This is a genomic window from Isoptericola sp. MSGPD8_1_ISO-PGPR-S23-394 (assembly GCF_058072785.1).
The window spans coordinates 662,319-686,273 of record NZ_CM176517.1 but is presented as its reverse complement, the minus strand read 5'-3'; the positions used below and the strand labels follow the sequence as shown (position 1 = coordinate 686,273).

22 protein-coding genes and 1 tRNA gene are annotated in these 23,955 nt (G+C 73.0%); 11 read left to right on the top strand and 12 right to left on the bottom strand.

Annotated features, from left to right (window positions below; translation table 11 throughout):
* Positions 1-2: 2 nt before the first annotated feature.
* The gene (locus AC3RJ8_RS03145; RefSeq protein ID WP_489714494.1) at positions 3-758 is read right to left on the bottom strand and encodes a type 1 glutamine amidotransferase; all 756 of its coding nucleotides are present in this window, start codon (positions 756-758) and stop codon (positions 3-5) included.
* Positions 759-849: 91 nt separating this feature from the next.
* On the opposite strand from AC3RJ8_RS03145, the gene AC3RJ8_RS03140 reads away from it, so the two are divergent.
* Entirely contained in the window at positions 850-1,494 is a 645-nt protein-coding gene (locus AC3RJ8_RS03140; RefSeq protein WP_407320589.1) for an NYN domain-containing protein, read from the top strand.
* Between the two features lie 3 nt (positions 1,495-1,497).
* On the opposite strand, the gene AC3RJ8_RS03135 is transcribed toward AC3RJ8_RS03140, so the two are convergent.
* Positions 1,498-2,880 (bottom strand): hypothetical protein, encoded by a 1,383-nt coding sequence (locus AC3RJ8_RS03135; RefSeq protein ID WP_489714493.1) that lies wholly within the window; start codon positions 2,878-2,880, stop codon positions 1,498-1,500.
* Positions 2,881-2,969: 89 nt separating this feature from the next.
* On the opposite strand from AC3RJ8_RS03135, the gene AC3RJ8_RS03130 reads away from it, so the two are divergent.
* The 4 genes from AC3RJ8_RS03130 (at position 2,970) to AC3RJ8_RS03115 (ending at position 6,589) form a co-directional block, all read left to right on the top strand.
* The gene (locus AC3RJ8_RS03130) at positions 2,970-3,713 is read left to right on the top strand and encodes a response regulator transcription factor (protein WP_489714492.1); all 744 of its coding nucleotides are present in this window, start codon (positions 2,970-2,972) and stop codon (positions 3,711-3,713) included.
* Positions 3,710-5,353 carry a sensor histidine kinase gene (locus tag AC3RJ8_RS03125; RefSeq protein ID WP_489714491.1) on the top strand — a complete coding sequence of 548 codons (1,644 nt, stop codon included), beginning with the start codon at positions 3,710-3,712 and terminating at the stop codon, positions 5,351-5,353. The genes AC3RJ8_RS03130 and AC3RJ8_RS03125 overlap by 4 nt, the downstream gene beginning before the upstream one ends.
* Before the next feature lie 104 nt (positions 5,354-5,457).
* A complete protein-coding gene (locus AC3RJ8_RS03120; RefSeq protein WP_407320583.1) occupies positions 5,458-6,186 on the top strand; it encodes an HD domain-containing protein in 729 nt (242 codons plus the stop codon).
* 115 nt (positions 6,187-6,301) lie between these two features.
* Positions 6,302-6,589: a WXG100 family type VII secretion target gene (locus AC3RJ8_RS03115; RefSeq protein ID WP_489714490.1), complete on the top strand. Its 288-nt coding sequence runs from the start codon at positions 6,302-6,304 to the stop codon at positions 6,587-6,589.
* 169 nt (positions 6,590-6,758) lie between these two features.
* On the opposite strand, the gene groL is transcribed toward AC3RJ8_RS03115, so the two are convergent.
* The 4 genes from groL to AC3RJ8_RS03095 all read right to left on the bottom strand — a co-directional run bounded on the left by groL (position 6,759) and on the right by AC3RJ8_RS03095 (position 10,171).
* Entirely contained in the window at positions 6,759-8,393 is a 1,635-nt protein-coding gene (gene groL, locus AC3RJ8_RS03110; RefSeq protein ID WP_489714489.1) for a chaperonin GroEL, read from the bottom strand.
* Positions 8,394-8,733: 340 nt separating this feature from the next.
* Complete coding sequence (cspE, locus tag AC3RJ8_RS03105) at positions 8,734-8,937, bottom strand: transcription antiterminator/RNA stability regulator CspE (RefSeq protein WP_106266085.1); 204 nt, start codon at positions 8,935-8,937, stop codon at positions 8,734-8,736.
* A gap of 126 nt (positions 8,938-9,063) precedes the next feature.
* Positions 9,064-9,780: a LytR C-terminal domain-containing protein gene (locus AC3RJ8_RS03100; protein ID WP_489714488.1), complete on the bottom strand. Its 717-nt coding sequence runs from the start codon at positions 9,778-9,780 to the stop codon at positions 9,064-9,066.
* Between the two features lie 79 nt (positions 9,781-9,859).
* On the bottom strand, positions 9,860-10,171 hold the full coding sequence (locus AC3RJ8_RS03095) for a DUF3263 domain-containing protein (protein WP_489715562.1): 312 nt from the start codon (positions 10,169-10,171) through the stop codon (positions 9,860-9,862).
* Positions 10,172-10,366: 195 nt separating this feature from the next.
* Here AC3RJ8_RS03095 and AC3RJ8_RS03090 point away from each other — a divergent pair, with 195 nt between their 5' ends.
* Positions 10,367-11,017 carry a uracil-DNA glycosylase gene (locus AC3RJ8_RS03090; protein WP_489715561.1) on the top strand — a complete coding sequence of 217 codons (651 nt, stop codon included), beginning with the start codon at positions 10,367-10,369 and terminating at the stop codon, positions 11,015-11,017.
* A gap of 22 nt (positions 11,018-11,039) precedes the next feature.
* A complete protein-coding gene (locus AC3RJ8_RS03085) occupies positions 11,040-11,885 on the top strand; it encodes an SGNH/GDSL hydrolase family protein (RefSeq protein ID WP_489714487.1) in 846 nt (281 codons plus the stop codon).
* A 77-nt stretch (positions 11,886-11,962) separates the two neighbouring features.
* Here the strand turns inward: AC3RJ8_RS03085 and AC3RJ8_RS03080 are convergent.
* The 3 genes from AC3RJ8_RS03080 to AC3RJ8_RS03070 form a co-directional block, all read right to left on the bottom strand.
* Positions 11,963-12,038, bottom strand: a tRNA-Thr gene (locus tag AC3RJ8_RS03080).
* 126 nt (positions 12,039-12,164) lie between these two features.
* Entirely contained in the window at positions 12,165-13,034 is an 870-nt protein-coding gene (locus tag AC3RJ8_RS03075; protein ID WP_489714486.1) for a DsbA family protein, read from the bottom strand.
* 121 nt (positions 13,035-13,155) lie between these two features.
* Positions 13,156-15,075, bottom strand: a complete 1,920-nt coding sequence (locus tag AC3RJ8_RS03070; protein ID WP_489714485.1) for a serine/threonine-protein kinase — start codon at positions 15,073-15,075, stop codon at positions 13,156-13,158.
* A 182-nt stretch (positions 15,076-15,257) separates the two neighbouring features.
* Between AC3RJ8_RS03070 and AC3RJ8_RS03065 the strand changes: the two genes are divergently transcribed.
* The 4 genes from AC3RJ8_RS03065 to AC3RJ8_RS03050 all read left to right on the top strand — a co-directional run bounded on the left by AC3RJ8_RS03065 (position 15,258) and on the right by AC3RJ8_RS03050 (position 20,248).
* The gene (locus AC3RJ8_RS03065) at positions 15,258-16,718 is read left to right on the top strand and encodes an alpha,alpha-trehalose-phosphate synthase (UDP-forming) (protein ID WP_489714484.1); all 1,461 of its coding nucleotides are present in this window, start codon (positions 15,258-15,260) and stop codon (positions 16,716-16,718) included.
* Positions 16,711-17,544, top strand: coding sequence for a trehalose-phosphatase (gene otsB, locus AC3RJ8_RS03060; protein ID WP_489714483.1), 834 nt, complete (start codon positions 16,711-16,713; stop codon positions 17,542-17,544). Before AC3RJ8_RS03065 ends, otsB begins: the two co-directional genes overlap by 8 nt.
* Positions 17,545-17,753: 209 nt before the next feature.
* Positions 17,754-18,869, top strand: a complete 1,116-nt coding sequence (locus AC3RJ8_RS03055) for an ABC transporter ATP-binding protein (protein ID WP_489714482.1) — start codon at positions 17,754-17,756, stop codon at positions 18,867-18,869.
* 83 nt (positions 18,870-18,952) lie between these two features.
* The gene (locus tag AC3RJ8_RS03050; protein ID WP_489714481.1) at positions 18,953-20,248 is read left to right on the top strand and encodes a DUF4032 domain-containing protein; all 1,296 of its coding nucleotides are present in this window, start codon (positions 18,953-18,955) and stop codon (positions 20,246-20,248) included.
* Positions 20,249-20,288: 40 nt separating this feature from the next.
* On the opposite strand, the gene rlmB is transcribed toward AC3RJ8_RS03050, so the two are convergent.
* Genes rlmB through AC3RJ8_RS03035 form a run of 3 tightly spaced genes read right to left on the bottom strand, consistent with a single transcriptional unit; the run spans position 20,289 to position 23,952 of the window.
* Complete coding sequence (gene rlmB / locus AC3RJ8_RS03045) at positions 20,289-21,275, bottom strand: 23S rRNA (guanosine(2251)-2'-O)-methyltransferase RlmB (protein WP_489714480.1); 987 nt, start codon at positions 21,273-21,275, stop codon at positions 20,289-20,291.
* Positions 21,275-22,705, bottom strand: a complete 1,431-nt coding sequence (cysS, locus tag AC3RJ8_RS03040; RefSeq protein ID WP_489714479.1) for a cysteine--tRNA ligase — start codon at positions 22,703-22,705, stop codon at positions 21,275-21,277. The genes rlmB and cysS overlap by 1 nt, the downstream gene beginning before the upstream one ends.
* A gap of 23 nt (positions 22,706-22,728) precedes the next feature.
* Positions 22,729-23,952 (bottom strand): alanine racemase, encoded by a 1,224-nt coding sequence (locus AC3RJ8_RS03035; RefSeq protein WP_489714478.1) that lies wholly within the window; start codon positions 23,950-23,952, stop codon positions 22,729-22,731.
* Between the last annotated feature and the right edge of the window lie 3 nt (positions 23,953-23,955).

The window sequence follows — 23,955 nt, the reverse complement described above, 5'->3', positions numbered from 1 at the left end:
GGTCAGGCGGCGGCCCGCGCCTGGTCGAGGAACGCCGCGGCGAGCAGGTCCCCGGCCCGCGCCAGACCGTCGTCGTGCGCGGTGACCTGGGCGTGCACGACGGCGGTGTCGACGTCGGTCTCCCCCAGCGCCCAGCGCACGGCCAGCGACGGGCTCGCCTCCGGGTGGAACTGCACGCCGAGCGCCGACCCCCACCGGAACGCCTGGTACGGATAGGTGTCCGACCAGGCGAGCCACTCCGCACCCGCCGGCAGCTCGATGACCGCGTCGGAGTGCATGGACACCGCGGGGGTGACGCAACCGGGCAGCTCGACGTCGTCCTCGCAGGCCGCTCCGGCGTCCCGCACCAGCGGTCCGAGGACCGGGTCGTGCAGCGCCGGGGCACGCCAGTGCACGTCGACGACGCCGGCCTCTCGCCCGGGCGGGGCGGCGACCTGGACGGCCCCTCCCCCGGCGACGGCGAGGAGCTGGGCGCCCAGGCAGATGCCGAGCGTGGGCAGCCCGGCACCGACCACGCCGGCCAGCAGCGACCGGACCGCGGGCAGCCAGGGCGCCTCGTCGTCCGCGTAGGCGTGCATCCGACCGCCGAGGACGACGAGCCCGTCCCCGCACTCGTCGAGGGCCGGGACCGGGTCGCCGGCGAACAGCCGCACGACGCGGGCGTCGTGGAACCGGCGCGCGAACCGGTCGAGGGGGACGTCGGAACCGTGCTGCAGGACGGTCACCCGCGGGTGGTCGAGCCTCGTGATGTCGGACACGGCCGCTGAGATTACTCCGCCGGGCGGCCCGGGTCCATGGGCGGGAGCGTCCCGGCCGCCGGACCGGCGTCGTCGCGCGTACCCTGGGCGCATGGTCTCCCCCTTCTCTGCGTCGACCGCCTCGCCTGCCCCGGTGCCGGCACCGGACCCGGTGTCGCCGGACGTGCCGAACGAGCCGCGCCGGACCACCTACCTGCTGGTGGACGGCGAGAACATCGATGCCACGCTCGGCATGAACGTGCTGAACCGCCGCCCGAACCCGGAGGAGCGACCGCGGTGGGACCGGATCACGAAGTTCGCGAGCCGGGTGTGGGGATCCGACGTCGTCCCGCTGTTCTTCCTCAACGCGACCAGCGGCCAGATGCCGATGTCCTTCGTCCAGGCGCTGCTCGCGATGGGCTACCGGCCCATCCCCCTGGCGGCGAACGGCGACGAGAAGGTCGTCGACCTCGGTATCCAGCGCACGCTGGAGGCGATCGCCGGACGCGACGGCGACGTCCTCCTCGCCAGCCACGACGGCGACTTCCTGCCCCAGGTCGAGCGGCTGCTGGCCGACGACGGCCGGCGGGTCGGCCTGCTGGCCTTCCGCGAGTTCGTCAACGGCCAGCTGACGTCGCTGACCGACGAGGGGCTGGAGATCTTCGACCTGGAGGGTGACGTCGACGCGTTCACCAGCCCGCTGCCGCGCGTGCGGATCATCCCGATCGACGAGTTCGACCCGCTGCGCTTCCTCTGACGGTCAGAGGGTGGGTGCCTGCGTCGAGCGGCGCTCACCGGGGACGTCCGCCGTCCGCTGGGCGACGGAGATGCCCACCAGGCATGCCGCGCCGAACAGCGCGACGAGGACGAGTGCCACCCAGCTGAACCCGGTGAGCACCAGCACGAGCACGGCGATCCCGATCACCGTGACCCGCAGGGCGTCGGCGTGCCGGGCGACCCACCGGGCCTGCCGGCCGTCCCCGCCGGTCACGGTCCGCACCCACGGTGTCCGCCCGGCCGCCCGCTCGAGCCAGACCGGGCGGCCGAGCAGCACCCCGACGACGACGCCCACGGCAGCGATGATGCCGACCAGCCAGAAGATCTCGTGGAGGCCCCCGGAGACGGTGTCGAACAGCACCGCCGCGACCCGTTCACCGTCCGGCGCACGGGCGACGTCGAGCACGAGCCCGCGGAGCCGCCCCACCAGGGCGGCGGCCAGCACCAGGCCCACGACGACGCCGATCCCGAGCTGCACGACGGCACGCCGCCGGTCGGGGGCGACCAGCACGGTCGCGACGATCAGCACCACGGTGAGCGCCAGCAGCAGCCAGACGGCACGGTCCGCGGTCACGACGGCGGCCTGGACGAGCTCGAACGTCTCGGTGTCCATCAGCACGACCTGGCCGAAGCCGTCCGGGAGCCGGGATCCCAGCGCGTCCCCGAGCTGCGCGCGCGCCTCGGGGGCGCGGTCGGCGACGGCGTCGGGCACGGTCACGTCCGGCAGCAGGTCACCGAGGCCGGCGAGGGACTCGCGCAACGCCTCGGTCACCAGCGGCACGGTGTTGAGCTTGACGGCGTCGTCCGTGAGGTAGACGTTCGGGTAGTCGTCGACGTCCGCTCGCGCGAGCCCGATCCCGGCGGCGTGCGCGCGCTCGACGAGCTGCGGCAGCCGTTCGCCGAAGGCCTCAGAGGTCACGAGCCGGTCGACCACCGTCTCCACCCGGTCCTCGAGGCGGTCCACCACGACGGGCGTCAGCGCGGCGAGGGTGGGCCGATCGATGCGGGAGCCGAGCGCCTCGAGCAGCGGGCCCTCGTCGACCTCCAGGCGTTCGACGAGGGCCAGCGCCAGCACCTCGTCGAGCTCGGTGAGCCGCTGGGAGACACGCGTGTCCAGGTCGAGCGCCAGGAGCGTCTGCTCGGTGATGTTGTCCGCGAGCGCGGCGTCGAACGCCGGGTCGTCGAGCGCGGGGCCGACGGTGTCCATGAACTGGTCGGTGTCGAGCACGGTGCGGTGCGCCCAGACCGCCACGGAGGACGCCACCGCCAGCAGCGTCGTGACGACGACGAGCACGATGCTGGTCCATCGGCGCACGCGCAGGCCACGCGGGCCGGGACGGGCGGGTGCGGATCCGGGTCCTGTCACACCCCCACCCTGGCCCGGGGCCGCCCGTCGCGCGACTGCACGCGGCGGGCGTCCAGGAAACCTTCAGGGAATCGGCGCACACTGGAGCCATGGCTGCCTCCACCGACACGCCCGAAGCCCGGCTCGTCGTCGTCGACGACGAACCGAACATCCGTGAGCTGCTCTCCACCTCCCTGCGCTTCGCCGGGTTCGAGGTGCACGCCGCCGCCGACGGCGCGAGCGCCCTGCAGCTCGTACGCGACACGGAGCCGGACCTCGTGGTGCTCGACGTGATGCTGCCCGACATGGACGGCTTCACCGTGACCCGCCGCATGCGCGCCACCGGGCGACACACGCCGGTGCTGTTCCTCACCGCCCGCGACGACACCCAGGACAAGATCCAGGGCCTGACCGTCGGCGGCGACGACTACGTCACCAAGCCGTTCAGCCTCGAGGAGGTCGTGGCCCGGATCCGCGCGGTGCTGCGCCGCACCGCGGGCGGCGAGCCCGACGACGACGCCGTCGTGCGCGTCGGCGACCTCGAGCTCGACGAGGACTCGCACGAGGTGCGCCGGTCCGGGGTCGAGATCGACCTGTCCCCCACCGAGTTCAAGCTGCTGCGCTACCTCATGCTCAACGCCGGCCGGGTGCTGTCGAAGGCGCAGATCCTCGACCACGTGTGGCAGTACGACTGGGGCGGCGACGCGAACATCGTCGAGTCCTACATCTCCTACCTGCGGCGCAAGATCGACCACGTGGCCGTCACCGGCCCGGACGGCGAGGACGTCGAGCTGCCGCCGCTGATCCACACGAAGCGGGGCGTCGGCTACCTGCTGCGAGCCCCGCAGCGATGACCTCGGACCGCCCCGACCGCACCGAGCCGACGTTCGCCGCACCGGAGGCCCCCGGGGCGGCGAACGCGGTGGCGGTCCCGCCGTCGGGCACGGACGCCCCCGGCCCGACGGCGGAGGCCGCCGAGGGCGCGGCGGCACCTGCGGGCGCAGGCGCGACCGAGGAGCCGGTACCGGAGGGGTCGCGCGGGGGCTGGCTCGCCCGGGTGCCGCTGCGGGTGCGGCTCGTCGCGATCATCGTGCTGCTGCTGGGCGCCGGGATGATCATCGCCGGCCTGACGACCCGGACCGTCGTGTCGAACTATCTGGTCGACCAGCTCGACACGCAGCTCAAGCAGTCGGCCCAGGGCGTGGCCCGGATGACGGCCCTGAACCCCACGGAGAGCAGCCAGCACATCCCCAGCGACTACGCCGTCGCCCTGCGCAACTGCAACGGCCTCTACGGCGGGCCCGAGGGCTGGAACGCGACGCTCGAGCGCTTCGGCGAGCCGAGGATTCCCGACGAGTCGCTGACCACCGTGGTGGACCGTGGGCTCGAGCCCTTCACCGTCGACTCCGCGGGCGGCTCCGACCCGACGACGTGGCGGGTCGTGTCCATCCCCTGCCGCCAGACCCAGGACAGCCCCGTGGAGGGCGCCGCGTACGTCGCGCTGCCCATGGCCGCCGTCGACAAGACGACCGCCTACCTGTCGAGCTCCCTGCTCTGGTCGGGCCTCGGCATCGTGGTGCTGGGCGGCGCCCTGGCCCTCTGGCTCGTGCAGCACTCGTTGCGCCCGCTGCGCCGGATCGAGGCCACGGCGGCCGCCATCGCCGAGGGCGACCTGTCGCGCCGCGTGCCGGAGCAGCCGCCCTCGACCGAGGTGGGCTCCCTGTCCCGCTCGCTCAACGCGATGCTCGCCCAGATCGAGGTGGCGTTCGCCGCCCAGGAGGCTTCCGAGCAGCGGATGCGGCGATTCGTCTCGGACGCGAGTCACGAGCTGCGCACCCCGCTGGCGACGGTCCGCGGCTACGGCGAGCTCTACCGGATGGGCGCCCTCGACACCGAGGACAAGGTGGACGACACCATGGTCCGCATCGAGGACTCCGCCCGCCGGATGGGTGCGCTGGTCAACGACCTGCTGGTGCTGGCCCGCCTCGACGAGGGCCGCCCGATGCGGCACGACGTCGTCGATCTCGCGGACCTCGCCCGGGAGACCGCTCAGGACCTCCACGCCCTCGACCCGACCCGCACCGTCACGGTCACGGGGCTGCGTCCCGGCGAGGCCCCGCCGTCGGCCCTGCGCACCGTCGGGGACGCGGACCGGCTGCGGCAGGTGCTCACCAACCTGGTCGGCAACGTCGCGCGCCACACGCCGGCCGGGTCGCCGGCCGAGCTCGCCCTCGGGACCGCGGCGGGCGGCGTCGTCGTCGAGGTGCGGGACCACGGACCGGGCATCCCGGCGGACCAGACCGGGCGGATCTTCGAACGCTTCTACCGGGCCGACTCCTCGCGCAACCGGGAGTCCGGCGGGTCCGGGCTGGGGCTGGCGATCGTGGCGGCGATCCTCGGGGCGCACGGCGGCTCCGCGTCCGTGGCGCAGACGCCCGGCAGTGGACTGACCGTGCGGGTTCTCCTTCCGAGCGCCGACGACTACGCTGCGTGACGGCCCTGTCGGCACGGGTCGGCGCACCGGACACGTTTGTCGGTCGGCGGTCGTAGGCTGGCAGGGAGACAGAGAACGATCTCCGAGCGAAGGTCTTGATAGCGATGGGCGTCCTCAGCGCCGGCGCGCCGCAGTGGTTTCTCTCGGCGTTCGTCCGCACCTGTCGAGGGGCGGGTGCCACGGGGTCCGAGGACTCGATCCGCGCGGTGGGTGAAGAGCTCATCGAGCGCTGGTCCGGGCCGGGCCGCCACTTCCACAACCTGCGTCACCTGGCCGCCGTCCTGCACCGGGTCGACGAGCTCGCGCACGAGACCCACGGGCCCGACCTCGTCCGGCTCGCCGCCTGGTACCACGGCGCCGTCTTCGACGCCGACCGCAAGGTCGCCTACGCGACGCGCGGCGGCGAGCAGACGACGCTCAGCGCCGAGCTCGCGCGCACCCAGCTCGTGGAGCTCGGGATCCCCGCCGAGTCGGCGGACCGCGTCGGGGAGCTCGTCGACACGCTCGCCCGGCACAAGGCGGCACCCGGCGACTTCGACTCCGCCGTCCTCAACGACGCCGACCTGGGCATGCTCGCCGCCGAGCCCCAGCGCTACAAGGAGTACGTGGCGGAGATCCGCGCCGAGTACGCCCACATCCCGCTGTCGGACTATCTCGACGCCCGGATCAACGTCCTGACCAAGCTGCTGGGCCGCCCGAAGCTCTACGTGAGCCCCCTCGGCGCGACGTGGGAGGAACCTGCTCGGCAGAACCTCGACGCCGAGCTGCACCGCCTGGTCAAGGAGCGCCGCAAGCTGGGCCAGGAGGCGACGGCCGGGCCGGCCCGGCGCTGACCCTCCGTACGTCCGGTCGTCCACAGGCTGTGGACGACGACGGCGCGGGACGCGCACCGCGCCCTACCGTCGAGGCCAGCCCGGTCCACCGGGACCCACGACGAAGGAGCAGCACGTGCGATACGAGGTCGACAGCGATCGGGTGGCGCAGGCGAGCGCCGCGGTGAACGGTTCCGTGGGCGAGATCCGCGCGGAGGTGGGCGCCATGATGCGGCACCTGCAGGATCTGCAGGCGAGCTGGCACGGCAGCGCGGCGACGTCCTTCGCGGGAGTCATGACGCAGTGGCAGTCGGCGCAGGCCCAGGTGGAGACGGCCCTCGACTCCGTGACGGCGGCGCTGCAGTCGGCGTCGACGACGTACGCGGAGGCCGAGAGCCAGGCAGCGCGCCTCTTCGCCCGCTGACCCCCCGCGCCGCCGCTGTGGGGAGGAAATCTCCAGGCCTGAGCGACGACAGCTCGTAGATTTCATACCCACAGCGAAAGGCGACGGCCGGTCGTCCCGGGAGCGAGGCTCCCAGGACGACCGGCCGTCGTCGTGCGTGGCGCGGTCTACCGCGCCGAGCGGGCGTGGATCAGAAGCCCATGCCGCCCATGTCACCCATGCCGCCACCGTCGCCGGCCGAGGCACCGGCGGGCTCCGGCTTGTCGGCCACGACGGCCTCGGTGGTGAGGAACAGCGCGGCGATCGACGCGGCGTTCTGCAGCGCGGAGCGCGTGACCTTGACCGGGTCGTTGACGCCCGCGGCGAGCAGGTCCTCGTACACACCGGTCGCGGCGTTGAGGCCGTGACCCGGGGTGAGACCGCGGACCTTCTCCGCCACGACGCCGCCCTCGAGGCCGGCGTTGATGGCGATCTGCTTCAGCGGGGCCGAGATCGCCGCGTTGACGATCTGCGCACCGATCGCCTCGTCGTCCTCGAGCTCCAGCTTGGCGAACGCGGCGGCACCGGCCTGCAGGAGCGCGACGCCACCACCGGCGACGATGCCCTCCTCGACGGCGGCCTTCGCGTTGCGCACCGCGTCCTCGATGCGGTGCTTGCGCTCCTTGAGCTCCACCTCGGTGGCCGCACCGGCCTTGATGACGGCGACGCCGCCGGCCAGCTTGGCGAGGCGCTCCTGGAGCTTCTCGCGGTCGTAGTCCGAGTCCGACTTCTCGATCTCGGAACGGATCTGCTGCACGCGACCGGCGATGAGGTCGGCGTCGCCGGTGCCCTCAACGATGGTGGTCTCGTCCTTGGTGACGACGACCTTGCGGGCCTGACCGAGCTCCTCGAGCGTGGCGTTCTCCAGCTTGAGGCCGACGGTCTCGGTGATGACCTGACCGCCGGTGAGCACGGCGATGTCCTGCAGCATGGCCTTGCGGCGGTCGCCGAAGCCCGGGGCCTTGACGGCGACGGACTTGAAGGTGCCACGGATCTTGTTCAGCACCAGGGTCGCCAGGGCCTCGCCCTCGACGTCCTCGGCGATGATCAGCAGCGAGCGACCGGACTTCATGACCTGGTCGAGCAGCGGCAGCATGTCCTTGACGTTCGAGATCTTCGACTCGACGATCAGGACGTACGGGTCCTCGAGGACGGCCTCCTGGCGCTCCGGGTCCGTCTCGAAGTAGCGGGCGAGGAAGCCCTTGTCGAAGCGCATGCCCTCGGTGAGCTCGAGCTCGAGGCCGAAGGTGTTCGACTCCTCGACGGTGATGACGCCTTCCTTGCCCACCTTGTCGAGGGCCTCGGCGATGAGCTCGCCGATGGCGAGGTCGCCGGCGGAGATCGCGGCCGTGGCGGCGATCTGCTCCTTGGTCTCGACCTCGACCGAGGCGTTGAGCAGCTGCTCGGTGACCGCCTCGACGGCCTTCTCGATGCCGCGCTTGACGGCGATCGGGTTCGCGCCGGCCGCGACGACGCGCAGGCCCTCGCGCACGAGCGCCTGGGCGAGCACGGTCGCGGTGGTGGTGCCGTCACCCGCGACGTCGTCGGTCTTCTTGGCGACCTCCTTGACGAGCTCGGCGCCGATCTTCTCGAACGCGTCCTCGAGCTCGATCTCCTTGGCGATGGAGACACCGTCGTTGGTGATCGTGGGGGCGCCCCACTTCTTGTCCAGGACGACGTTGCGGCCCTTGGGGCCGAGCGTGACCTTGACGGTGTCGGCGAGCTGGTTGAGCCCGCGCTCCATGCTCCGACGAGCTTCCTCGTCGAACGCGATGATCTTGGCCATGGGGACTGATCCTCCGCTGTGGCTGGTGGACGGTCGACCGGTGCCCGCGACGGACGACGCGCCCCCGCACCGTTCACATCACGGGCGTGGGCGTGCCTCACCTTTCGACCAAGGTTGTTCACCCCGGCTGTCACTCGACAGTCGAGAGTGCTAACCCATTATTGGCACTCTCCACCCGAGAGTGCAAGACGTTCCGCCGCCAGCGCACAGCGCTCCCCCGCCCGGGCCCGTCGACGCCCGGCGTCGGCACCCCGGACACGGCGAAGGCCGGCGCCCCCGACGCATCGCTGCGCCGTCGGACGCCGGCCCTCGCCGACGCTGCCCGTCGAGACCTCCGCGGTCAGAGCGGGCGGACCTGCTCCGCCTGCGGACCCTTCTGACCCTGGCCGACCTCGAACTCCACCTGCTGACCCTCGTCAAGGGTGCGGTACCCGTCTGCCTGGATCGAGCTGAAGTGGACGAACAGGTCCTGTCCGCCGTCGGCCGGCGTGACGAAGCCGTACCCCTTCTCGGCGTTGAACCACTTGACGGTGCCCTGAGCCATCTACTTCTCCTCATCGTTCTGGCACACGGGGCCGGTGCCCCGCAGTGGACAGGAGACTAGTGGTGAAGGTCACTCGAAGGGAAGCATCCTCGCAGGGACGTCCCCCTCCTCGGCGAGCGACGCCGGCTACTCCGCGATGTCGAGGGCCTCCTTGACGACGACGACGACGTCACCGCTGGCCAGCGGCTGCTGCGACGTCTCCTCGGCCGGGATGCCCATGATCGCGGCGACCGCCGCCGCCGTCTCCGCACGCCCCTCGGCGTACCAGACGACGTTGGTCGACTGGCCCGAGTCGCCGTCGTAGTTGTTCGCCTCGGTATTGGTGAAGCCGTGCTCCGCGAGCGCGTCGGCACCACGCCCCGCCTCGCCGCTCTCGCCGCTGTCGTCGTTCAGCACCCGCACGAGGGCGCCGGTGTCGCCGGCGGCGACGAGGGCCTCGATGTCGGCTCCCTCGTCGGTCTCCTCGTCGCTCGGCTCCTCCGACTCGTCGTCCTCGGACCCGTCGTCCCCGGCACCGTCCTCGGCGCTCTCGCCGTCCGTCGGCTCCTCACCGTCGGCCGGCTCCTCGCCCTCGGCCCCCTCGGCGTCCTCACCGCCCTCGGAGTCCTCCGGCGCAGGCGACTGCTCGGAGGCCGCGGGCGGGTTCGCCTCGGGCGTGTCCCCGCCGTCGGACAGGTAGGCGACGATGCCGACGCCGAGGCCGGCGAAGACCACGGCCACGAGCAGGAACGGCCACATCGAGCTCCACCCGCTCCGGGGCTCGCGGTGGACACCCACCGGCGCGCCCTCCGGACCGCGGACGTCGAACTCGTCGGGCGGGTACGGGTACTGGCTCTTGGTCACGCCGGACAGGGTAGCGGTTCCCCGTCGCGAGACCTACAGCCCTTGTTCAGCGTCCCGGTCAGCATCGCGCCGCCGCAGGTCAGCCGTTCGTGCCGTCGAGGCGCCGGGCCGTGCGGGCGCGCTGCCGGGTCGCCCGCATCCGGCGCAGCCGCTTGACGAGCATGGGGTCGTGCTCGAGCGCGGCGGGGGTGTCGATCAGGGCGTTGAGCACCTGGTAGTACCGCGTGGCCGACATGTCGAAGAGCTCGCGCACGGCCTGCTCCTTGGAGCCGGCGTACTTCCACCACTGCTTCTCGAAGGCGAGGATCTCGCGGTCCCGGTCGGTCAGCGCACCGGTGTCGGTGGCCGACGACGGGGCCTCCGTCGTGGTGTCGATGTCCTGGACCAGCATCTCGCTCATAGCGGCCAGTATGGGGCACCTCGGGCGCTGTCCCGGGCATCTGTCGCCGCGCGTCGCGACCCACCCGAGTTGTCAGAACCACGTGGCGACAGACAGGAGCCTTGTTCTGACAGCTCCCGGGGCGGGTGCGCTAGCGTCGCCGTCGTGGACACCCCGACGACGACGCGCCCGGCGCTCGACACCGTGATGACACCCGACTGGGCGGCCGCCCTCTCCTCCGTCGCACCGCAGATCCACGCCATGGGGGACTTCCTGCGCGACGAGGTCTCCGCGGGCCGCACGTACCTGCCCGCCCCGGGCGACGTCTTCGCCGCGTTCCGGCGCCCGCTGGCCGACGTCCGGGTGCTGGTGGTCGGCCAGGACCCGTACCCGACGCCCGGGCATCCCATGGGGCTGTCGTTCTCCGTCCAGCCGCACGTGCGCCCGGTCCCCAAGTCCCTGGCCAACATCTACACGGAGCTGGCGGACGACGTCGGCGCTCCCCCGCCGTCGTCGGGCGACCTGAGCCCGTGGGCCGACCAGGGTGTGATGATGCTCAACCGGGTGCTGACGGTGCGACCGGGCGAGCCGGCGTCGCACCGCGGCAAGGGGTGGGAGCAGGTGACGGAGGCCGCGATCAAGGCGCTCGTGGCGCGCGGCGGACCGCTGGTCGCGATCCTGTGGGGCCGGGACGCGGCGTCGCTCAAGCCGTGGCTCGGCGAGACCCCCACGGTGGAGTCCGCTCATCCGAGCCCGCTGGCTGCCTACCGCGGATTCTTCGGCTCCAAGCCGTTCTCGCGCGTCAACGCGCTGCTGGAGGCGCAGGGGGCCGCACCCGTGGACTGGCGCTTGCCCTGAGCGACGGGTGCAGAATGGCGGGGTGACTTCGCCCGAGAGCACCCCTGCCGGCCCCCCGCGCTGGTCGCGCTACGTCGCGATCGGCGACTCGTTCTCCGAGGGGCTCTGGGACCCCTACCCACGCACGGACGGCACCCCCGTCGCCGCCGGCACGGAGTCCGACGGCGTCCAGCGTGGCTGGACCGACCGGCTCGCCGACCACCTGGCCGAGCGCCGCGGCGACGCCCCGCTGGAGTACGCCAACCTGGCGATCCGGGGCCGCAAGCTGCGCCAGATCATCGCCGAGCAGGTCCCGACGGCCCTCGCCACGGCACCGGACCTGGTGTCGCTCGTCGGTGGCGGCAACGACATCCTGCGGCCGCAGGCCGACGTCCACGGGCTCTCGGCGACCCTCGAGCGGGCCGTCGCACAGATCCGCGCCACGGGCGCTGACGTGCTGCTGGCCACCGGGTTCCGCACGGCGGGAGCCCTGAACTGGACGCAGGGGCGCGTCGGCATCTACAACGCGAACATCTGGTCCATCGCGCGGCGCCACGGTGCGTTCGTGCTCGACACGTGGGGGCTGCAGAGCCTGCAGGACTGGCGGATGTGGTCCGACGACCGCATCCACCTCACCGACGAGGGGCACCGCCGCATCGCGAACGCCGCGCTCGTCGGGCTCGGGCTCGTACCGGACGACCCGGCGTTCGACGCCCCGCTGGACGCGGCGCCCGCGGTGCGGTTGCGGCAGCGGCTGCAGGCGGACGCGCAGTGGGCCCGGGTGCACGTCGCGCCGTGGGTCCGACGGCGGCTCACCGGCACGTCGAGCGGCGACGGCCGGCTGCCGAAGTGGGCCGAGCCGCAGGCGTGGCCCCCGTCCGAGCGCTGACCGGGCCAGGGGGCGCCGACCCGGGAGCACCGGGCGGAGACTCGGGCGTCGGGCGGAGACCTGCGACGGGTGAGCGGTGGAGCCGCCTGTCGGATTCGAACCGACGACCTTCCGTTTACAAGACGGGAGCTCTACCAGCTGAGCTAAGGCGGCGAGGCGGGGTCCATCGTACCGAGCGCAGGCCCGCCACCGAACCCCGAGCGCTGTGGGTATGAAATCTCCGGGTTCCGTCGCCGGAGACCCGGAGATCTCATACCCGCAGCACGGTGGGAGCGGGGGTCAGCCCTCCGAGGACTCCTCGGCCGGCTCCTCCTCCGACGGCGCGGGCTCGTCGCCCTGGACCGCCGCGAGCAGGGCGCCGGGCTGGTTCCAGCCCTCGAAGCGCTCACCGTCGATGAGGATGGTCGGCGTGCCGAAGCCGCCGTTGGCGTTGAACAGCGCCTCGTCCGACGTCGCGTCGTTCGTCAGGGAGTGCACGTACTGCCCGAAGGTCGCCCGCGCGGTGCCGTCCGCGATCCCCGCGGCGGCGTCCGCGGGCACGCCGGCGTCTTCGGCGATCTGCGCGAGCTCGTCGTCGTCCAGGCCCGGCGAGTTCTCCTCCGGCTGGTTCGCGAACAGCGCCTCGTTGAACGCGTAGAACGACGCCGGGGCCTGGTCGGCCACCCAGTAGGCGGCGGACGCGGCGCGCGTGGAGTACTCGGTGTTGCTCGACATCCGGTCGAGGATCGACACCGGGTGGAACACGACGGTGGCGTCACCGGAGGTGAGCATCGTCTCGACGTCGGCGCCGTTGATCTCCTCGAACTGGCCGCAGACGGGGCACAGGTAGTCGAGGTACTCGTCCACGACCGGCGCCTCGGGGTTCTCCGACCCGGCGACCAGGTCGGAGCCGACCGGGATGCCGCCCGACTCCAGCGCCGTCGACGGCACGTTCTCGACCTCGGACAGCGGGATGTCCTCGACGTTCTTCTTCTCGCCCTCGTTGATGAGGATGAACGCCGCCACGGCGACCAGCGCGGCGATCGCGACCCCGAGCCCGCCGAAGACGAGGAGGCGGTTGCGCCGGTCACGCTGCGCCTGCTTCTGCTGCAGCGCGAGCGCCTCGGCGCGCGCCTCTTCGCGGCGCTGGGCCTTGTTCTTGTTCGACATCTGGGTAGAGGTCCTTCGGTTCGTGGGTTCCGGAGCGACAGATCCGCGCGCCAGCCTACCTGTGCGGACGCGTCGACCCGCGTGACCGTAGCGAGCCTTCCTGGGAGGGACCTGAAGAGCCTCAGAAGAACGAGGGCGGCCCGTCCATCGGCCACCACTCGATCGGGTGCGGGTCACCGGTGAGCTGGCCGTACAGGATCCAGGACCCGACGAGGCACAGCCCGACCACGACCGCGGCACCGACCAGCCCGGGGGCGAGGTTGCCGAGGATCGTGCGCGCCCCGTCGCGCGCCGTCCGGCCGGCCGGACCGAACCACGTCGCCAGGACCGCCGCCACCATCGCCCCCACGAGCACGAGCCCGAAGACGACGGGAGCGTTGCGGCCACCGACCGACCGCGACTCGACATCGGTCAACGGGGCGACGATAAGGTTCCCGTCGCCGAACAGCCAGTAGCCCCCCACGATCGCGAGCAGCCCCACGCAGCCGCCGACCAGCGCGGCCGGGATGATCCCCAGCGCCCCGACCACCGCGTGGTAGGGCAGCAGCAGCGCCGCCACCCAGCCGTCCGAGCGCCGGACGCCCTTGTGCTCGCGCCGCTCGTGGAACCGGTGGCCCGCCGTCCCCACGATGCGGCACAGGACGGTGACCCCGCAGAAGACACCGAACGCGACCAGCGGGTAGAACGCGGCCAGGACGACGAACGGCAGGCCGAGCGCCAGCACCGTCCCCCACCGCCGCGGATGGCGCGGGGCCACGTACGGCCCGGCCGGCTCGTCGGGCACGTGGTCGGGCACGACGTCGCCCAGCTCGTCGTAGCTGCGGTAGCGCACGTCCCCGACGGGCACGGCCTGGGTCGCGCCGTCGTGGACGAGTGCCCGCTCCCGGTCGTCGGCCGTCATGACGTGCCCGGTGTCCTGCGCGTCGGGCGGCAGCGGTGGGCCGAGGACGGCGGTCTCGTCGCCACCCGGTGCCGGCGGCACGCCGGGCGGTCCGGCCGGGGCGACGTCGGCGGTCCCGGTGCCCGGCTCGTCGCCCGACGCCCCCGAGACCGCGGTGTCGGAGCTCGCGCGGGCCCCGGCCGCCGTGGCTCCGGCCAGGGCGGCCGTCGCGGCCCCCGCCGCGACCACGATGCGCTGGGTCGCCTGCGGGTCGTCCGGCACGCCGACGACGCCGTTCCCCCCGTCCTCGAGGTCCCGGCGGACGGCGCGGACCACGTCGGTCGGGCCCCACCGGCGCGCCGGGTCGGCGTGCAGCGCCCCGGCGAGGGCACGGCCGGTCCGTGCCGGCACGCCCACGAGGTCGGCCCGCCCCTCCCGGGACCGGCGCAGCACCAGGTCGGTGGGGCGCACCCCGAACGGCGAGCGGCCGGTGGCGGCGAAGGCCAGGAGCGCGGCCCAGCTCCACCAGTCCGTCTCGGGCACCGGGTCGCCGCCGTCGAGCAGCTCGGGGGCGATGTACCCGGGGGTGCCCATGACGAATCCCGTCATGGTGGTGCGGGCGTCCTCCGTGCTCTGCGCGATCCCGAAGTCGATGAGCGTCGGCCCGGCGCCGGTGACCATGACGTTGGAGGGTTTGAGGTCGCGGTGCACCACGCCGGCGGCGTGCACCGACTCGAGCGCGTCGGCGAGCTGGTCGGCCAGGGAGAACAGGTCGGCGACGTCCAGCGGACCGCGGGCGTCCACCTCCTCCTCGAGCGTGAGCCCCTCGACGAGCTCGGTGACGACGAACGCGTGCGGCCCCTCGAACTCCGCGTCCAGCACCTGCGCCACGGCGGGGTGCCGCAGGCGCTGCAGGGCGGCGACCTCGCGGCGCAGCCGCTGCCGGCCCGCCGGGTCGGCGTCGACGTGCGCGTGCAGCACCTTGAGCGCGACCCGCTGGCCGCCGCCGTCGACGGCCTCGTAGACCGCCCCCATCGCCCCCCGGCCGAGCAGGGACACCACGGAGTAGCCGCCGACGTCCGCGCCGGCGGGGAGCGCCCCGTCGGCTCCGGACGCGGGAGCACCCGTCGTCATCACCTGCGCCTCGTCGCCCTCACCCATGGGCCACACCGTAGCGCCGGGGCACGGGTCCGCGCGTCCGCGGTGCGCCCGTGACGCCGCGTGTCGCGGCCCTGCACGGACAGGCCGAGCGGCCCCTACCGGTGCTCGGTAAGGTTCGCCGTGGGCGTCTGGCTACCCTGTCGAGCACACGGCAGGGGCCACCAACCTGGGGAGAGAACACGTTGACGGATCAGGGATCGGCACGCAGCTCCGAAGACTCAGGAGGCTACGACCTGGTCGTCGTCGCGAACAGGCTCCCCGTCGACTTCTCGGTGGGGGCCGACGGCGAGGTCGACTGGCAGCGCTCCCCGGGAGGCCTGGTCTCCGCGCTCGAACCGGTCATGCAGGAGAACGACGGCGCCTGGGTGGGCTGGTCCGGGGCACCGGACCTCGCGCACGAGCCCTTCGAGGCGGACGGCATGATGCTCGTGCCGGTGACGCTGTCGGCGAGCGAGATCCGCAAGTACTACGAGGGGTTCTCCAACGACACCCTGTGGCCGCTCTACCACGACGTGATCGCCCCGCCCGCCTACCACCGGCAGTGGTGGGAGGCCTACCGGCGCGTCAACCAGCGGTTCGCCGAGGCGGCGGCCGCCCAGGCGGCCCGGGGCGGCGTCGTCTGGGTGCACGACTACCAGCTGCAGCTGGTCCCCAAGATGCTGCGGGACCTGCGGCCCGACCTGCGTATCGGGTTCTTCGACCACATCCCGTTCCCCCCGGTCGAGCTGTTCCAGCAGCTCCCGTGGCGGCGCAGCATCCTCGAGGGTCTGCTCGGCGCCGACCTCGTCGGGTTCCAGCGGGGCGGGGACGCCTCGAACTTCGTCCGTGCCGTCCGCCGGCTCACCGACCACCCCACCCGCGGGTCGGTCGTGTCCATGGACGACGGCGACACCCCGGGCCGGCGCGTGCGGGCGGCGGCCTTCCCGATCTCGATCGACACCCAGCGCTTCGACGACCTGGCCCGCAACCCCGACGTGCAGGCCCGGGCCCGGGAGGTGCGGGCCGACCTGGGCGACCCGGACGTCGTCATGCTCGGCGTCGACCGCCTGGACTACACCAAGGGAATCCGCCACCGGATCAAGGCGTACGGCGAGATCCTGCAGGACGGCCGCATCGACGCCGAGCACACGACGCTGGTGCAGGTCGCGAGCCCGTCGCGCGAGAACGTGGGCGCCTACCAGGAGCTCCGGGAGCACGTCGAGGGCCTGGTGGGGCGCCTCAACGGCGAGTTCGGCGAGATCGGGCACTCGGCGATCCACTACCTCCACCACTCCTATCCTCCCGAGGAGATGGCGGCCCTGTACCTCGCGGCGGACGTCATGCTCGTCACCTCGCTCCGCGACGGCATGAACCTGGTCGCCAAGGAGTACATCGCCGCACGCTCGGACCTGGGCGGTGTGCTCGTGCTCAGCGAGTTCACCGGGGCGGCGGACGAGCTCGCTCCGGGCCCGCTGCTGGTCAACCCGCACGACATCGACGGGATGAAGGACACCATCGTGGCCGCCGCGCATATGGACCCCAAGGAGAAGCGGCGCCGCATGCGACGGCTGCGGCGCAAGGTCATGGGCGACGACGTCGCGAAGTGGTCCAAGAGCTTCCTCGGTGTGCTCACCGCGATGCCCTCCCGGGACACGCATGTCTGACACGCTCGGCACCCCGCTCGGCACCGCCCTGGAGCGGCTCGTGGCCGACGACGGCGCCGCGGTGCTCGTCGCCCTCGACTTCGACGGGGTGCTCGCCCCGCTCGTCGACGACCCGACGGCCTCCCGCATGACGCCGGCCACCCGCGCGGCCGTGGACGGGCTCGCCGCGCTCGTCCGCGGGGCGACGCACGGCAGCGCGGGGCGCGCTCGGCTCGCCTTCGTCTCGGGCCGCGACCTCGAGGACCTTGCCCTGCGATCGCTCCCGCCGGCCGGCGCCTACCTCGTGGGCAGCCACGGGGCGCAGACCGGCCACGCGACCGCCGACGGGCTCGACACGGTGCCGCTCGAGCTCACGTCCGAGCAGGCCGACACCCTGGCCGCGCTCACCGCGGCGCTCGACGCCGCCGTCGTCGGCAGGGACGGCGCCTGGGTGCAGCGCAAGCCGAGCGCCGCCGTCCTGCACACGCGGCAGGCCGGCCCGGACGACACGGCGGCCGCCGTCGCCGCCGCGGACCAGGCCGCCGCACGCCTCGGGCTGGACGCGATGCACGGCAAGGACGTGGTCGAGATCGCCGTGCTGCTCACGTCCAAGGGCGAGGCGCTCGAACGGCTGCGCACCGTCGTCGCGCGGGACGTCGACGCCCCGGTCACGCGGGTCCTGTACGCGGGCGACGACACCACCGACGAGAAGGCGTTCGCCGTGCTCGGGGCCGACGACGTGACCGTCAAGGTCGGGCCCGGCGAGACCCTCGCGACGCACCGCGTCGCCGACAGCGACGGCGTCGCCGCGGTCCTGGACCGGATCGCCGGGCTCCTCGCGCCGTGACCGGGGGCGCCGCGGAGGCGTGACCAGCGACATGGCGTGATCCCTGTCACGGGCATGTACTATCGAGCAGCGCGCCGGAGCCCCGGGACGGACCGTGGCGGGGCGCGCCGAACAACAGAATGTGTCACCGCCGACACGCACGTCGTGAACGCAAGACACCCGACCACAACGGATCGTCCGGCACGTACCTGCCGGTGGAGGGAATCATCATGGCTTCGGTCACCTACGACCACGCGACACGTATCTACCCGGGCACCGAGCGCCCGGCCGTGGACCAGCTCAACCTCGAGGTGGAGGACGGCGAGTTCCTCGTCCTCGTCGGCCCCTCGGGCTGCGGGAAGTCCACGTCGCTGCGCATGCTGGCTGGGCTCGAGGACGTCAACGGCGGGCACATTTACATCGGCGACCGCGACGTCACCGACGTGCAGCCCAAGGACCGCGACATCGCGATGGTCTTCCAGAACTACGCGCTGTACCCGCACATGTCCGTCGCGGACAACATGGGCTTCGCGCTGAAGATCTCCGGCACGCCGAAGGCGGAGATCCGCCAGCGCGTCGAGGAGGCCGCGAAGATCCTCGACCTCACCGAGTACCTCGACCGCAAGCCGAAGGCGCTCTCCGGTGGTCAGCGCCAACGTGTCGCCATGGGCCGCGCCATCGTGCGTCAGCCGCAGGTGTTCCTCATGGACGAGCCGCTGTCGAACCTGGACGCCAAGCTCCGTGTGCAGACCCGTACGCAGATCGCCTCCCTGCAGCGTCGTCTCGGCGTCACGACCGTCTACGTGACCCACGACCAGACCGAGGCCCTCACCATGGGCGACCGCATCGCGGTGCTCAAGGACGGGCTGCTGCAGCAGGTCGGCACCCCGCGCGAGATGTACGACACCCCGGCGAACGTGTTCGTCGCGGGCTTCATCGGCTCCCCGGCCATGAACGTCGGCACGTTCGACGTCAAGGACGGCAAGGCCGTCGTCGGCCACGCGGCCGTGCCGATCGACCGCGACGCCATCAGCCAGCTCACGGACGCCGACGGCGGCAAGATCACCGTCGGGTTCCGCCCCGAGGCGCTGAACATCGTCCCCGCCGGCTCGCCCGACGCGCTGCAGGTCGAGGTCAACCTCGTCGAGGAGCTCGGCTCGGACGCCTTCGTCTACGGCTCGCTCAAGAGCGAGGGCGTCACCGGCGACCTGCACTCCGGCAACTCCGACCAGGTCATCGTGCGCATCGACCCGCGCGACGTCCCGATGAAGGGTGACACCATCCACGTCACCATCGAGCCGGGCAAGTCGCACGTCTTCTCGCCCGCCACGGGCGCCCGCCTCTGAGCGAGCGCACCGCGTAGCAGCACGCCGCGGGGCGGGTCCGGCTTCGGCCGGGCCTGCCCCGTCGTCGTCTACGCTGACTCCCGATGGAACAGCTGCAGATCACCTCGGCGACACCGAACTCGGCGCTGCTCGACCTCCCGTGGCGGCAGCCGCTCGCCGAGTGGCCCGCCGACGTGCTCGCCGCCCTGCCACGCGGCATCTCGCGGCACGTGGTCCGCTTCGTGCGCCTCGACGGCCGGGTGCTGGCCATCAAGGAGATCAGCGAGGCGGTCGCGTTCCGCGAGTACGAGATGCTGCGCCAGCTGCGCAAGCTCGAGGTCCCGGCCGTCAAGCCGGTCGGCGTCGTCACCGGCCGGCGGTCCGACAGCGGGGAGCCGCTCGAGGCCGCGCTGGTCACCGAGCACCTCGCCTTCTCGCTGCCGTACCGCTCCGTGTTCAGCCAGGCGCTGCGCGACGAGACCGCCAACCGGCTCATCGACGCCCTGGCCGTGCTGCTCGTCCGGCTGCACCTGACCGGGTTCTTCTGGGGCGACGTCTCGCTGTCCAACACCCTGTTCCGCCGCGACGCCGAGCAGTTCGCCGCCTACCTCGTCGACGCGGAGACCGGCGCGCTGCACCGCGAGCTCACCCGCGGCCAGCGCGACTACGACCTCGAGCTCGCCCGCGTCAACATCATCGGCGAGCTCATGGACCTCGCCGCCGGCGAGCTGCTCGACGAGGAGGTCGACGAGATCGGCATCGGTACCTCGCTCGTGGCGCGGTACACCGAGCTCTGGGAGGCGCTCACCGGGGTCGAGGCCTTCCACACCGACGAGCGCTGGCGCGTGGCCGCCCGCATCGAGCGGCTCAACGAGCTCGGCTTCGACGTCGGCGAGCTGTCGATCACGACCGACATCGACGGGACGACGGTCCAGATCCAGCCCCAGGTGGTCGACGCCGGCCACCACTCGCGGCGCCTGCTGAAGCTGACGGGCCTCGACGTCCAGGACAACCAGGCGCGGCGACTGCTCAACGACCTCGACTCGTACCAGGCCGCGACCGAACGTCAGGAGGACGACGAACAGCTCGTCGCGCACGACTGGCTGCAGAACGTCTTCCACCCGACCATCCGGGCGGTGCCGCGCGAGCTGCGCCGCAAGCTGGAGCCCGCGCAGCTCTACCACGAGATCCTCGACCACCGCTGGTTCATCTCCGAGCAGGCGCAACGCGACGTCCCCATGCCCGAGACGGTGGCGTCGTACGTCGAGAACGTCCTGCAGCACCGGCCCGACGAGAAGGCGATCCTCGGGCTGGCACCGGGCGAGGAGCCCGAGGCCGGCCCCGAGGCGGACTACTTCCACTACGCCGCCGCCGATCCCGACGACGACCCGGCAGGCTAGCCCTACCTCGCGGAGATCGCCCTACCTCGCGGAGATCGCGCTACTGCGCGGAGCGAGCCTGGGCGACCTCGTAGAGCGCGATTCCCGCAGCCACGCCGGCGTTGAGCGACTCCACGGACGAGGCGATCGGGATGGACGCGACGGCGTCGCACGTCTCGCGCACCAGGCGCGACAGGCCCTTCCCCTCGGACCCGACGACGATCACCAGCGGGTCGGTCGCGAACGCGAGGTCACGCACGGCCGTGTCGCCGCCGGCGTCGAGGCCCACGACGAACACACCAGACTTCTTCAGCTCGGTCAGCGTGCGCGCCAGGTTCGTCTCCTTGGCGACCGGCACCCGGGCCGCGGCACCGGCCGAGACCTTCCAGGCCGACGCCGTCATCGACGCCGAGCGCCGTGAGGGCACCAGCACGCCGTGCGCCCCGAACGCGCCGGCCGACCGCAGCACCGCCCCGAGGTTGCGCGGGTCGGTGACGGAGTCGAGCGCCACGATGAGCGGCTGCTCGTCCGCCTCGGCGGCCGCATCGAGGAGGTCGTCGACCGAGGCGTACTCGTACGGCGGCACCTCGAGCGCCACACCCTGGTGCACGGAGCCCTCGGTGAGCTGGTCCAGCGCACCGCGCGAGGACTCCAGCAGCCGGGCGCCGCGCATCGAGGCCAGCTCGAGGATCTCACGGGTGCGGTCGTCGTGGTCGATGCGGTCGGCGATGTGCACCGCCGTCACCGGCGCCTGGGTGCGCAGCGCCTCCAGGACGGCGTTGCGGCCCGCCACGACCTCGGCGCCGCCCGTCGCCTTGCGCGTCCCGCGGGCCACACCCTTGCGGGCACCCTGCGTGGCCTGCGACGCCTGCCGCTTCTCGGCGGCGACCTTCTTCCGGTGCGCCGGGTGGTAGGTGCGGTCCTCCGCCTTCGGCGTCGGGCCCTTGCCCTGCAACGCCTTGCGGGAGTGCCCCCCGGTGCCGACCTGGGCACCCTTCTTCGTGCCGTCCTTGCGCTTCGCGCCCGGGCGCTGCGAGTTGCCCGCCATCAGTTCTCCTCGGCTGTGGACAGCGTCCAGCGGGCGCCGTCGGGTGAGTCCTGCACGACGACGCCGGCCGCGGCGAGGCGGTCCCGGATCGCGTCGCTGGTGGCCCAGTCCTTGGCGGCACGTGCCGCGGCCCGGGCGTCGAGCTCGGCGCGCACGACGGCGTCCAGCGCGTCGGCGACCTTCGTGTCGGTGCTGCTCGCCCACCAGGGGTCGGCCGGGTCGAGCCCGAGCACGTCCAGCATGCCCCGCAGGGCGACGAGCGCGGCGCGCGCACCGTCGTCGTCGGACGCCGCGAGCGCCGTGTTCCCCGCGCGGAGCGTCTCGTGCACGACGGCGAGCGCGGCCGGTACGTTGAGGTCGTCGTCCATCGCGGCCTCGAACGCCTCGGGGAGCGCGGCCGTGGCGACCTCGTCGCGAGACACTTCGCCGACCCGCTCGGAGGCGCGCCCCACGAACCCGCCGAGCCGCTCCCACGTGGTGCGGGCCTCGTCGAGCGTGTCCGGACCCCACTCGAGCATCGACCGGTACTGGACCGCCGCGAGGGCGTACCGCACCACGGGTGCCGGCGCCTTGGCGAGCAGCTCGCTCATGAGCAGCCCGTTGCCGAGGGACTTGCTCATCTTCACGCCCTGCTGCGTCACCCAGGCGGAGTGCATCCACCGGTCGGCGAACCCGTAGCCGGCCGCACGGGACTGCGCCTGCTCGTTCTCGTGGTGCGGGAACCGCAGGTCGAGACCGCCGCCGTGGATGTCGAACTCCTCGCCCAGGTAGCGGTGCGCCATGGCCGAGCACTCGAGGTGCCAGCCGGGACGCCCGCGCCCGTAGGGCGTGTCCCAGGCCGCCGTCTCCGGCTCTCCCGGACGCGGTGCCTTCCACAGGGCGAAGTCGTGCGGGTCGCGCTTCTCGGTGGCGACGGCGTCGTCGGTCGCCTCGGGGTTGAGGTCCTCGAGCCGCTGCGTGGTCAGCTCGCCGTAGGACGGCCATGAGCGGACGTCGAACCAGACGTTCCCCGGGCCCGTGCTGTAGGCGTGGCCGCGCTCGACGAGCCGTTCCATGAGCTCGATCATCTGTGGCACGTGCCCGGTGGCGCGCGGTTCGTAGGTGGGGGGCATGATGCCCAGCGCGTCGTAGGCGGCCGTGAAGCCGCGCTCGTGGACGGCCGCGTGCGCCCACCACTCGACACCGGCGGCAGCCGCCTTGGTGAGGATCTTGTCGTCGATGTCGGTGACGTTGCGGATGAGCGTGACGTCCAGCCCCTTGCGCAGGAGCCAGCGGCGCAGGATGTCGAAGGCGACGGCGGGGCGCAGGTGACCGACGTGAGGCGCCGACTGCACGGTCGCCCCGCAGAGGTAGATGCCGACCTTGCCCGGGTTTCGAGGGACGAGCTCGCGCACGGTGCGCGTGGCGGTGTCATACAGGTGCAAGGTCACCGGTCCAGGGTACCGGCCAGGTGTCAACCGAACGTGCGACCCTCGCCCCGGTAGGTGGGCACCGTGTCGACCACCTCGTCGCCGCGCACCAGGTGCACGGCGGCGAACCGCTCCATCGGCTCGCCCGCCTTGGCGGGCCGGAACCACACCCGGTCGCCCACGTGGAGGGTCCGGCCCCCGCGCAGCCGCAACGGTGTCTGGACTTCCCCGGCGGCCTCCTGCCGGGTCAGCGACCAGCCGGGCGTGACCAGCCGCGGCAGCCGGGACGTCCCCGCCGGCCCCGAGGCCACGTACCCGCCACCGAACGCCGTCGCCCACCCCGGTTCCGGCCGACGCACCACGTCGAGCCCGAAGAACGCCGACGGCCGCTGCGTCACCCGGCGCATCCCGTCGAAGGTCCCTGGCACGAACAGCCCCGAGCCCGACGTCACCTCGGTCACACCGGTGCCGGCCGACGACGTCTCGAGGGACCCGGTGCCACCGGCGTTGACGAGCTCGAGGTCCTGCCCGACGGCGGCACGCACCGCGGCGAGGATGTCGCGGCGCCGGCGGTCGACGTCGGGCACGGACAGCGCCTTGACGACGCGGACCGCGGCCGTGTCGGGCAGGCCGGCGACCTGCGCCTCGTAGAACATCAGCCCCCGCAGGCGGAGGCCCTCGGCGCCGGCGACCCGGGCGGCGAGCTCCGCCACCTGCTCGGGCCTGCGCAGCGGCGAGCGCCGGGTGCCCAGGTGCACCTGCACCGGGCCGGCGCCCAGGCGCAGCGAGGAGTCCACGTCGAGGCACACCGCCACGTCGCCTGAGGGGTCGGAGGTGCCGGCTGGCCCGGGTGCGGCGCTCGGCCCGCCGTCCGCCCGGACGCGCTCCAGGGCCGTGCGCGCGAGCGCGAGCTGGGCGACGTCGTCGACCATCAGGGTGATCTCGCGCCGGGCGACCGGGTCGGCGGCGAGGCGGTCGAGCGCGGCGGCGTCGACCGTCGGGTACCCGAGCAGCACGTCGCGCACACCGGTGCCGACGAGCCACAGCGCCTCCTCGAGGGAGTAGGCCATGACGCCGGCGAACCCGGCGCCCAGGGCGCGGGCGATCAGGGAGCGCACGCGGACGGACTTGCTCGCCACGCGGACAGGGGTCCCGCCCGCCCGCCGCAGCAGGCTCGCGGCGTTGGCGTCGAACGCGTCGAGATCGACGACGGCGAGCGGCGCGGGCAGGCCCCGGGTCGCCCGGGTCAGTCGCTCGGTCGCGTTCATGCA